The organism is Streptomyces sp. APSN-46.1, assembly GCF_022815725.1.
Taxonomy (GTDB): Bacteria; Actinomycetota; Actinomycetes; order Streptomycetales; family Streptomycetaceae; genus Streptomyces.
The window spans coordinates 150,370-161,291 of the sequence record NZ_JALGRF010000009.1; the positions used below are offsets into that span (position 1 = coordinate 150,370).

Consider the following 10,922-nt stretch of genomic DNA (forward strand, 5'->3'; position numbering starts at 1 on the left):
ACACAGCCGCGACCGCCGGAGCCCGTGACCCCGGCGGCCCTCGCGGTCCACGGCTCGTGGACCTTCCACCGTCACGCGGTCAGCAAGCGGCTCCGCAGGGACTCGGCGGTGGCGGCGGTGATGCCGACGCGGTCGGTGAGGTACGCGGCCGGGGATCCGTAGCGGGTCGTCAGGTCGGCCAGCACGAGTGCCAGGAGGGCCGCCGGGGCGCGTCCGTACGCGGGCCAGCGGAGGGTGCGGCCGGGGTTGGCCGCGTGCCAGTCGGCGGTGAGGCGGGCGGCGGCCAGCTCGGTGAGGGCGAAGTCGGCCAGGATCTCCTCCTCCGGGACCCCCAGCAGGGTCAGGACGAACGCGGCGATCAGCCCGGTGCGGTCCTTGCCGGAGGTGCAGTGGAACACCGTGGGGCCGGGGCCGTCGGCGATGAGTTCGACGGCCTGGCGGATCTCCTCGACCCCGTCCTCGGTGACCTCGGCGGCGCGGTCGGCCAGGTAGCGCCAGGGGTCGATCTCGGGGTCTATCTCTGCCTGGTCGTAGGGCCGGTGCTCGATGCTGAGGTTGGCGTACGTGAAGCGGTCCGCCTCCGGGACCCTGCCCTTGGCCTCGATCTCCCAGGGGTAGCGCAGGTCAATCACGGTACGGATGTCCAGCGCGAGGAAGCGCTCCCAGTCGGCGCCCCGCAACTTGCCGAGGGAGTCGGCCCGGTAGAGCCTGCCCCAGGCGACGGTACGGCCGTCGGCGGAGCGGTAGCCGCCCAGGTCGCGGAAGTTGTGGAGGTGCTCGAACTCGATGTGGCGGCTGTGGCGGCTGTGGCGGCTGGTCATGCCGGTGTCTCCCGATCGGTGGCGGTGGTGCTGCTTCCTGTGTCGATGGCCACGATCATGCATCAACGTGCCGGGCCTGGCGGCTCCTCGTACAAGGCCACCGGCGCCAGCCGGGCGAGCGCCTCCCGTCCGAGGTGATCCGGGCAGCCGTCCGGGAGGGGGCCGAGGCCGTGGGCGCCGATGTCGGCCGCGCACCGGGCCAGCAGCCCGGCCAGGCTCGCCCGGTACGCGGGGCGGCACACCGGCTGCCGCTCGACGTGGAAGTGTGCGTCGTACCGGGCCTGTTCGGCCTCGGTCGGCCCGCGCCCCGGACACCGGCCGCCCTGCGGCAGCACCGCCACGCGCACCCGGGCGTGGTCCCGCGCGGCGCGGGTCAGCGGGTCGAGTACGGGTCCCGGATGCCGGTCGCGGGCCGCGCGCAGGGCTCCGGGTACGGGCACGTGGTCGCGGGCCCATTCGTCGCAGACCCCGGGGTGGGCGGCGGCCGCGCCGCCGGCGTAGAGGAGGAGCACGGAGGAGGCGTCGTAGAGGGCCGCCGCCCGGGCCACCATGCGGTCGGCCGCCCCCTCGGGGGTGGCGGCCAGCCCGTGCAGCGCCCGTGCCAGGGACTGCCAGACGGGGAACGCCGCTCGGCGGCCGGTGAGCCGGCGGTGGCGGACCCGGTCGGCCTCGCCGGACGGCGGCGGATACCCGGCGGGCGGGCGCCCGGCGAGGGTGTCGCGCAGGGCCGCGAGCCCGGCGCTCAGCCGCTCGGCGCAGTCGGTGTGGCGGCAGTCGGCGAGGGGCTCGCCGGGCAGGGGCAACACCAGGGCCGGCGGCGCGGCGACGGCGGCGGTACGGACATCCGTGCCGCCCAGGGAAGTCACCACGGTGCGACCGGACCCGGACGGCCGATCCTGCCTCCGGCGGCTTGGGTCATGACACGGCTCCTCGGCTCGGCGGGGGCGACGGATGCGCGGGCGATCCCGCCCGCCGGCCTCGCGCACGCCCCGGGTCCTTTGCGGGATCAACGACGACACGGCCGAGGAGAAACGGTGCGCCTACACCTCACCCCGCCGCCGGATTGCCGACGACGGCAGGCGGCAGACCGGCGAACCCCGGACCCGCCCCACGGCGGGGACCCCGACAGGCCCCCGGCGGGAGCCCGGCGGCGGGCCCGGGTCAGGTGGTGGGCAGCTCCGCGCGGAGCGTGCGGGCCGCTGAGACCAGGTGTTCCAGGGACGTCCGCGTCTCCGGCCAGCCGCGCGTCTTGAGGCCGCAGTCCGGATTCACCCACAGCCGCTCCGCCGGGATCGCCTCAAGCCCCTTGCGCAGCAGGGCCACCGCCTCCTCCGCGCTCGGCACCCTCGGCGAGTGGATGTCGTAGACGCCGGGTCCGACCTCGCGCGGGTAGCCCGCGCCCGCCAGTTCCCGGGCCACCTGCATGTGCGAGCGCGCCGCCTCCAGGCTGATGACGTCCGCGTCGAGGTCCTCGATGGCCCGCAGGATGTCCCCGAACTCCGCGTAGCACATGTGCGTGTGGATCTGGGTGTCCGGCCGCGCCCCCGCGGTGCTCAGCCGGAACGCCTCGGTGGCCCACGCCAGGTACGCGGCGTGGTCGGCCGCGCGCAGCGGCAGCGTCTCGCGCAGGGCCGGCTCGTCCACCTGGATGACGGAGGTACCGGCGGCCTCCAGGTCCGCGACCTCGTCCCGCAGGGCGAGCGCGACCTGCCGTGCCGTCTCGCCGAGCGGCTGGTCGTCCCGTACGAAGGACCACGCCAGCATGGTCACCGGGCCGGTCAGCATCCCCTTGACGGGCAGGCCCGTCAGCGACTGCGCGTACGAGGTCCAGCGTACGGTCATCGGCTCCGGGCGGGAGATGTCCCCGGCCAGGATCGGCGGCCGCACGTACCGGGTGCCGTAGGACTGGACCCAGCCGTGCTGGGTGGCCAGGTAGCCGGTGAGCTGCTCGGCGAAGTACTGCACCATGTCGTTGCGTTCGGGTTCGCCGTGGACGAGGAGGTCGATCCCGGCCTTCTCCTGGAAACCGATCACCTCGCGGATCTCGGCGGCGATCCGGTCCTCGTACGCCGCCTCGTCGATCCGCCCGGCCCGCACGTCGGCGCGCGCGGTGCGCAGTTCGCCGGTCTGCGGGAACGACCCGATGGTGGTGGTCGGCAGCAGCGGCAGGCCGAGGCGGGCCCGCTGGGCGCCGGAGCGCTCCGCGTACGGGAGCGCGCGGCGGGCGTCGGCCTCGGTGACGGCGGCCGCGCGCGCCCGGACGGCCGGGTCGTGGGTGAGCGCGGATCCGGCGCGGCTCGCCAACGCGGCCCGGTTCGCCGCCAGTTCGGCGGCGATGACCTCGGTGCCGCCGGCCAGGCCGCGGGCGAGGGTGGCGGTCTCGGCGGTCTTCTGCCGGGCGAAGGACAGCCAGCGCGCCACCTGCGGGTCGAGGGCCCGTTCGGCGGCGACGTCGAGCGGAACGTGGAGCAGGGAGCAGGAGGCGGCCACGTCCACCTGCCCGGCCAGGCCGAGCAGGGTGCCGAGGGTGGTCAGGGACCGCCGGAGGTCGTTGGCCCAGACGTTGCGTCCGTCGACGACGCCCGCGACCAGCCGCTTCCCCGGGATTCCGCCGGCGGCGGCGAGATCCTCCAGGTTGGCCGCGGCGCGGCCGGTGAAGTCGAGGGCGAGCCCTTCGACGGGGGCGGCGGCGAGCACCGGCAGGGCCTGGCCGAGCCGGTCGAAGTAGGAGGCGACGAGCAGCTTGGGCCGGTCGGTGAGCCGGCCCAGCTCACGGTAGGCGCGGGCGGCGGCGTTCAGCTCGGCCGGGGTGCGGTCCTGGACCAGGGCGGGCTCGTCCAGCTGGACCCACTGCGCGCCGGCCGCGCGCAGTTCGGCCAGTACGCGGGCGTAGGCGGGCAGCAGCCGGTCGAGCAGGGTGAGCGGTTCGAAGCCCGGGCCGGCGTCGGGGGCGGGCTTGGCGAGCAGCAGGTAGGTGACCGGCCCGACGAGCACGGGCCGGGCGGCGAGGCCGAGGGCGGCGGCCTCCCGGTACTGGGCGAGCTGTGCACGGGCGTCGGCGGCGAAGACGGTGTCGGGGCCCAACTCGGGAACCAGGTAGTGGTAGTTGGTGTCGAACCACTTGGTCATCTCCAGCGGCGCCACGTCCTGGGTGCCGCGCGCCATCGCGAAGTAGCCGTCGAGCGGATCGGCGTCGTGGGCGGCGCGGTGGCGGGCCGGGACGGCGCCCAGCATGACACTGGTGTCGAGCACGTGGTCGTAGTACGAGAATCCGCCGGTCGGTACTTCGGTCAGGCCGGCGGCGGCCAGCTGCTGCCAGGCCTCGCGGCGCAGGCGGGCGGCGGTGTCGTGCAGCTCGTCGGCCTGGACGCGGCCCTTCCAGTACCCCTCGACGGCCTTCTTCAGCTCCCGTCGCGGGCCCTGCCGGGGGTAGCCGTGCACGGTCGCCCGTACAGCGGCGGGTGCGGCGGGTGTGGCGGCGGGTGTCGCGGATGCGGTGGTCACAGAACTCTCCTTCGCGAGCGTGTCTGAGGACAGACCCCGGTGCCGGAACAAGGGCACGCGAACGCGACGCGACGCGAAGGGATGGCTGAGGTGCACGCCGACCCGCCCGAGAGGTCACCGGAATCTCCGCGTACGGACGATGGGCGTCCGCACGGCGGGCAACGGGCAGGTCTTCGGACTCGCGAGCACGCCTGCCATGACCTGTCGGTCAGGGGCAAGCACCTACTGGCCGTCGCTTCCCAGGCCCGTCCGGGCCCAGTGCGTATGACGGCGGTCGTTCCCGCTCACCGCTGCGGGGCAGTCCCGGATTCCCACCGGGTTCCCTCTTACGACGCTTCCCGCCTGGCGGACGGGGGCGAACCAGCTGCGGGACCCACCCTACGGCAGCCCACTGTCAATTCGCGGTGAGATCCTCGGCCAATGTCGACCAAGGCCGGCCCGGGTCCGCCGGAGGGTCGAGCGCGCGGTGCATCGCGGTGTCGCTATCCGCGCCATCCGCGCTACCCGCGCGGCACCACGTCGCCAGGACCGACGGCAGCGGATACCAGTCGGCCGAGGCGACGGAGGCGTGGTGCGCGGCCATCAGGCCGAGGCGGTCGCGGGCCTGGGCCTCGGTGGGCCGGGTGCCGTCGATGGCGGGGGCCACGTCGTGGGCGTCGGTGGCGATCAGCAGGTAGTGGTTGCGGTCGTACCAGCCGGTGTCGAGACTCCCGTCCACCGGCGGCCCGTTTTTGCCTCTTCGCGCTTCGCACGTACAGTCGGGCGGGTCTCCGGAGCGGGAGTTCCCCATGTTCACCAAGGATCACCGGCGGGCTCTGCGGGGCGCCGTCCTCATGGGCGTCTGGTGCGCCCTCGTGCTCGGGAGCGCCGGGTGCGCGTGGCAGTTGGGCGGGCTCGCGGGGCAGGTCGCGGACGGGGATCCCGCGCAGGGAACCTACGTACAGGACCCCGGGCTCGGTGACAGTACGGCGGCCGCCGTGCTGGACGGGATCGTCCGGGAGGTTCCGGCTCCGGAGGCCCCGGAGGGCACCGTGGCCGCCGAGGACTCCGTTCCGTGGCGGGCGTCCGAGCCGCTCGTCGCCCGGACCGCCGCGCCCGAGCCCGCGATCGGGGCGCTCTTCTCCCCCGGCGACGGGGACTCCGACCACCACTGCTCTGCGAGCGTGGTGCACTCCCCCGGCGGGAACCTCATCGCCACCGCCGCGCACTGCGTCCACCAGGGCGGCTTCCGCACCAACCTCGCCTTCGTCCCCGGCTACCGGGACGGTGGGGCCCCGTACGGGGTCTGGGTGCCGGAGCGGATCGACGTGGATCCCCGGTGGACCGAGGACTTCGACCCGGATCACGATGTGGCCTTCCTCCGGCTGCGCCGCCCGGGGCATCCGGGCGCGCGGCTGGAAGACCTCACGGGGGCCCAGACCCTCCGCGTCCGGCCCGAACTGCCCGCGCCGGCCCGGGTCGTGGGCTACCCCAACGACGCCGAGCGGCCGCTGGACTGCCGTAACACCGCCCGCGCCGCCGGGCCCACGCAGCTGCGGCTGGACTGCGCGGACGTACCCGACGGCACGAGCGGCGGCCCCGTCCTGACCGGCGCGCACACCCTGATCGGGGTGATCGGCGGCCGCGACGGGGGCGGCGACGAGGAGACCTCGTACAGCAGCTACTTCGACGCCGGCGTCCTCGCCCTGTACGAACGCTCCTCCGGCGGCTGAGCCGGCCGCTGCGGGCGTCCTTTCGTCCGTCCGCGCTCAGTCGAATGTCAACCGAACGAGGGGCGCTGCCACTTGGCGGCGCGCTCGACGCCGACCTTGTCCGGGTCACGTTGCCGAATCCCGCCAACTGGCCGGCCGACTACGCGGATCGGCACGACCTCGCTCAAGCAGGGGCGATAACCCCTTGGCGGTGCGACAGCACCGGGACTACGGTCGGGCGGGCGAAGGTTAGGGCGAGGGGGCCGACGGTACGTGGCAAGCGGAGCAGGGACACCGGAGGAAGCCCTCGGTTACGCGGTCGCGGCCAACGTACGCCGGGAGCTCGCGTACGGGCCCGGCGCGGTGGAGACCAGGCGCGGCACCAAGCACTTCCCGCCGGGCGGGAAGGTCTGGCTGGTGCGGCCCCGGTGGGACTGGGGGCACGGGCGCGTCATCGCCGTCGGCCGGCATCGCGGGTCACCGCGGCAGGCATGCGTCATCGTGCCCGTCTGGCACCTGGAGAACTTCCGTGTCCGGGGCCTCTACAGCCCGGCCGAGGCACGCCGGCTGAACGGAGCATGGTCTTCCGTGGGGTTGTGGGATTCTGCGGATGAGGCCCGCCCGTGGGTAGAGCGCTGGGCCTCGGGCGCAGGGTTGTACGAACAAGACCCCCGAGCGGGAGAGGGGGCGGACCGTCAGGTCGGCCGAATTCCGCGCCCGTAACGACCGTTCTCCCGGCGGCAACTCGCTCCCAGGGCTAATCGCCGGACGCCGAGAGTCCGTCGCCGAGGGGTTCGCCGCACGCCGACACCTCGGGCCACGTGGTGGCGCCACCCGTGCCAGGTGCGGCCCTCGAAGTGGTCCGGGCCCAGGCCGTGCTTGAGTTCGCGGTAGTCGTGCTCGACGCGCCAGCGGATCTCCGCCATCCGCACCAGGTGACGCAGTGCGGTGCCGGCGGACAGACTGGTCAGCCAGTAATCGGTGGGCTCGTTCTGACCAGGCGGCGACTCGGCGATCAGGGTCTCGACCGGCAGAGCCCCGTCCCACCAGGGTGGGCGCTGGTGTCCGCACCTACAGCGGTCACGTAGTCCAGGCCGCGCTCGGCCAGCCCGGTGCGCGTCCGACGACCTCACGTCGTCAGTGTCAGCGCTGGACGTCGTGATGCGGAAGCTCCACCACCTGGATCTTCATGAAGATCATCGCGTGCTGGAGATCGCCCGAGTCGTTTCGGCCGCAAACATTGTCGGCAAGGGCATCTGGAACCGATGAATCCGTGATCAGGATGGTCCCGGACCGACATTTTTTCGGTTTTTTCTCGCTTGGCATGTTCATGTCGGCTATGTTGCTCCGGGCGCGCAACGGTGGGTCATGTGCCTACCCGTGTGAACGGCCCGCAGGTGGGGTCGGCCCGAGCACGGCTCGGTCCCGGAGCGGGACCGAGGGTCGGATCGCCGCAGCCGCGGCGGGGAGGATCGGGAATGCAGATCACGACGGGGCGGGCGAACCGCCGCCTCCTTTCGGTGGCAGGAACGCTCGCGATTTCCGCCGCGACCCTGCTCTCCAGCGGTGGAGCGGCCAGTGCCGCTCCGGCTACTGAGACCGCGTCGGTGGGGATTCAGGACGCGACATTGGGTCAGACCTGTGTCGGGCCTTCCTACAACCGCAAGTTCGCCTTCACCATCACCTCGACGACCGGCGTGCCGGCCGGCAGCACCTGGCAGTTCACGGTCAGCAAGCCCGGCTACCAGGGGCTCCAGGTCACCTCCAACTCGGGCTATGTGCCGAGCGCGACGGGCACCACACAGGTGGTCAATCTGTCCGCTCCCAGCGGCATTCCCGCCGGGACGACGGTCACACTCACGCCGACCTATTACCTCATCCCCACCAGCGGCTACAACGCACTGACGCTGTCCGGCTACGGCGGCTCCACCAGCGTGGCCATGAACTGGTACAACCGTCCCTGCTGATCCCCGGCACCTGAGCGGAGGCCACGGCGCATCGTGCGCCGTGGCCTTCATGGTCCTCCGCGGCTTCATGGCTTTCGTGGTCAGCGGGCCCCCATGAGCGGCGGCCGAGACGGCCCTGCCCGCCTGGGAGTGCGGGCAGGGCCGTTCGGCGCCGGGGAGGCACCTTGCCCCCGGCGGCCCGCTCACGGTGGCGGGCCGTGGTGTGGTGGGTAGGGGGTGGTCGGCGGGGTCGTCGGGAGGCGCCATTTGGAGAGGACGCGTATCACCGTGCTCGGGCTGAGCAGGGCGTTCGGGGCGGTGGAGAGGGACAGGACGCCGAAGAACGGAGTGGAGATCGCCGGGTCGCTGTTGGCGCCCACCATCACCCGGGACATGTACCTCTGCAGGATCCGGGTGGCCCGGTCGGGCGGCGGCCCCTCGGTCTCCGGGTAGCGCATGTCCTCGCTGGTGGCGATCTGCCAGGCCGTCTCCGCCGCGGCGGCGGTCCTTCGCTGGATCCGCCGTGCCGCTCCGGGGATGCCCCGCGCGTCGAGGGCGTCGATCTCCGCGGCGAGGGCGTCCGCCGCGAGCGCGGCCACCGTCATCCCATGCCCGTACACGGGGTTGAAGCGGCAGGAGGCGTCGCCGAGGACGATGAACCCGGCCGGCCAGCGGTCCAGCCGCTCGAAGTGGCGCCACTCGTTCGCCGTGCCCCGGAAGCCGGTCGCCGAGGAGAGCGGCTTCGCGTCGCGGATCGCGTCGTACAGGGCGGGGCTGCGCAGGCTGCGGGCGAAGTCGAGGAACTCCTCGTCCTTGGTGGGAGGGGCGTGCTCCCTGCCGTAACCGAGCAGGGTCACCAGCCAGCGGTTGCCGTCGAGCGGCGCCAGCACGCCTCCGCGCGGGCTCTCCGGTCTGCCCTGGACGTACATGCCGCGCCAGCGCCGCGCGGGGTCCGCCGGGATCTCGAAGTAGCGGCTGGAGTAGCCGAGATGGGAGTCGCAGCGGGTGGCCGCCGGGGCCGGATGCCCCAGCGCGGCGAGCCAGGCGGGGGCCTTGGAGGTGCGTCCGGTCGCGTCGACCACGAAGCGCGCGGCCAACGGGTCACCGTCCTGGAGTTCCACGCCGGTCACCGATCGGCCGTCGGCCCCGGCGACGAGTCCGGTGGCCGGGGAGCCGGCCCGGATCCGGATGCGCCGGTCCCGCAGGACCTCCTGGCGCACCGTCCAGTCGAGCAGTTCCCGGCTGCTGAGGAGGACCTCGGCGCCGGGCACGGGACGGAACCAGTCGGCCGGGCTCAGCCAGAGGAAGTCCCGGGGCGATTCCAGCACCGCCGCCCCGGCCGCTTCGAGTGTGCCGGTGATTCCGGGCAGCATCCGCTCGATCAGGGCGAGGCCGCGCGACCACAGCACGTGCACGTGCCGGGACTGCGGGACCCCGGGCCGGAAGGCGGGCCCGGTGTCGGACAGTTCGTCTCGTTCCACGATGGTGACGCGGGCGAACTTCTCCGCGAGCACTCTGGCCGCCAGGAGCCCGGCCAGACCCGCGCCGAGCACCACCGCGTGGTCACCGCCGTGGCCGCCGTGGCCGTGGCCGTGGTCGTCCGGATGGCCCGCCGGGTGGCCCGTCGGAGGGGCTGCTGGGTGGTTGTCCGTGTCGTCGTCCATGCGGCCGAGTCTTCCGGGGTGACGCCGCGGCAGGTCAGCCCCCGCCCGGGGCGCCTTGAGGCACCCCGGGGGCGGACGGGCTCACACCCGGGGCGCCCGAGGGGAGCAGCCCCGCCGGGTCCGGCGCCCTCATAGCACTCCCTGACCGCGCCGCCTCACCGCGCGGCCCCACCGCGCGGCCCCACCGCGCGACCCCACCGCGCTCCCTGACCGCGCCGCCTCACCGCGCGACCCCACCGCGCGCTCCCTGACCGCGCGGCCCCACCCCGCGGCCTCACCGCGCGCCGTCACCGCGCGCCCTCACCGCGCGGGCCCTCCTGGCCCCCGGTCGCCGCCGACACCAGTACGTCCCCGGCGGCGACCCGGCCGTACAGCACCGTGCGCCCCGTGCGCCGCCGCAGGATCAGTCCGGCGGCCAGCAGCACCTTCAGTTGTCCGGCCACCGCGCCCAGGCTCAGCCCGGTCAGGGCCACCAGCTGGGTCGTGGACTTCGGGCTCTCCAGCAGGACCAGCACCCGCGCCCTGACCGGCCCCAGCAGCCGGACCAGCGCCTGCGGGGCGGCGCCCGCGCCCGACTGCGTGAGCTGCCCCTCGCACGGATACACCAGGGCGTTGCGGTGCGCGCCCCGCCAGGACACCCACCCGTGCCGGGGCGTCACGGGTACGAAGACCAGCCCGGCCTCCCCCGACAGCTCGCGCGGCGGCCTCTGCTGGAGGTTGATCCGCAGCCGCCCCTCGCCGAGCCACGCCATGCCGGGCCGCATCCCCGACAGCGCCGCCGCCCATCCCCCGAGGCTCAACTCCCGGGTGCGGACCAGGATGTCCGCCTCGACGACCCGGCGCCGCCGCTCCCAGTCGGGGCGTACGGCCTCGGCCCAGACCCACTCCAGCAGTTCGGCCGTGCGCGGGCCCAGCCCCCGGACGCGTTCGAGGGCCTCGGGGAGTCGGGAGGCGGCGCGCAGGTTCGTCCGTACGACCGCGTCCGGGGTCGCGCGGATCGACTCCAGCTCCTCCTCGAAGGAACGTCCGTCCGGCGGCGGCGTCAGGAAGTCGGCGGTCCACAGCCGTCCGAGGGCCGCCCGTACCAGCTCGCCGGTGAGCGGTTCGGAGGCCATATGGGCGCGGTAGCGGGGCAGTTGGGCTGCCAGCCAGGCCCGCTCGGCCGGGTGCGCGGCGGTCTGCCAGTGCAGTGCCATCACCGCGGCCGTGGTCTCGGCGAGCGCGGACACCACGAACCGGCTGTCCGCCAGTGCGTCGGTGTCGATCCGCCACCAGCCCACGCGCCGTCCCCACCTC

At 74.1% G+C, this 10,922-nt stretch carries 9 protein-coding genes, 1 pseudogene and 1 riboswitch; of the genes and pseudogenes, 2 read left to right on the forward strand and 8 right to left on the reverse strand.

Annotated elements, in window-relative coordinates:
- Window positions 1-71: 71 nt before the first annotated feature.
- From MTF65_RS22710 to MTF65_RS30745, 4 genes are all read right to left on the reverse strand, one after another.
- Complete coding sequence (locus MTF65_RS22710; RefSeq protein WP_243630742.1) at window positions 72-821, reverse strand: tyrosine-protein phosphatase; 750 nt, start codon at window positions 819-821, stop codon at window positions 72-74.
- 62 nt (window positions 822-883) lie between these two features.
- Window positions 884-1,690: a hypothetical protein gene (locus MTF65_RS22715; protein WP_243630743.1), complete on the reverse strand. Its 807-nt coding sequence runs from the start codon at window positions 1,688-1,690 to the stop codon at window positions 884-886.
- 292 nt (window positions 1,691-1,982) lie between these two features.
- Window positions 1,983-4,325, reverse strand: coding sequence for a 5-methyltetrahydropteroyltriglutamate--homocysteine S-methyltransferase (gene metE / locus MTF65_RS22720; protein WP_243630744.1), 2,343 nt, complete (start codon window positions 4,323-4,325; stop codon window positions 1,983-1,985).
- Between the two features lie 167 nt (window positions 4,326-4,492).
- Window positions 4,493-4,654: riboswitch (cobalamin riboswitch) on the reverse strand.
- 65 nt (window positions 4,655-4,719) lie between these two features.
- Entirely contained in the window at window positions 4,720-5,043 is a 324-nt protein-coding gene (locus MTF65_RS30745) for a hypothetical protein (RefSeq protein ID WP_374207283.1), read from the reverse strand.
- Window positions 5,044-5,113: 70 nt separating this feature from the next.
- Between MTF65_RS30745 and MTF65_RS22730 the strand changes: the two genes are divergently transcribed.
- The gene (locus tag MTF65_RS22730) at window positions 5,114-6,037 is read left to right on the forward strand and encodes a serine protease (protein WP_243630745.1); all 924 of its coding nucleotides are present in this window, start codon (window positions 5,114-5,116) and stop codon (window positions 6,035-6,037) included.
- 794 nt (window positions 6,038-6,831) lie between these two features.
- On the opposite strand, the pseudogene MTF65_RS22735 reads toward MTF65_RS22730, so the two are convergent.
- Both MTF65_RS22735 and MTF65_RS22740 read right to left on the reverse strand, forming a co-directional pair.
- Window positions 6,832-7,062: pseudogene (locus MTF65_RS22735) on the reverse strand (IS701 family transposase); the annotation flags it as partial.
- 97 nt (window positions 7,063-7,159) lie between these two features.
- Window positions 7,160-7,348 (reverse strand): hypothetical protein, encoded by a 189-nt coding sequence (locus tag MTF65_RS22740; RefSeq protein ID WP_243630746.1) that lies wholly within the window; start codon window positions 7,346-7,348, stop codon window positions 7,160-7,162.
- A 146-nt stretch (window positions 7,349-7,494) separates the two neighbouring features.
- Here MTF65_RS22740 and MTF65_RS22745 point away from each other — a divergent pair, with 146 nt between their 5' ends.
- On the forward strand, window positions 7,495-7,983 hold the full coding sequence (locus MTF65_RS22745; RefSeq protein ID WP_243630747.1) for a hypothetical protein: 489 nt from the start codon (window positions 7,495-7,497) through the stop codon (window positions 7,981-7,983).
- Window positions 7,984-8,165: 182 nt separating this feature from the next.
- Here the strand turns inward: MTF65_RS22745 and MTF65_RS22750 are convergent, their stop codons facing one another.
- Window positions 8,166-9,626, reverse strand: coding sequence for an NAD(P)/FAD-dependent oxidoreductase (locus MTF65_RS22750; protein WP_243630748.1), 1,461 nt, complete (start codon window positions 9,624-9,626; stop codon window positions 8,166-8,168).
- A 287-nt stretch (window positions 9,627-9,913) separates the two neighbouring features.
- Complete coding sequence (locus tag MTF65_RS22755; protein WP_243630749.1) at window positions 9,914-10,906, reverse strand: ArsR family transcriptional regulator; 993 nt, start codon at window positions 10,904-10,906, stop codon at window positions 9,914-9,916.
- Window positions 10,907-10,922 lie beyond the last annotated feature (16 nt).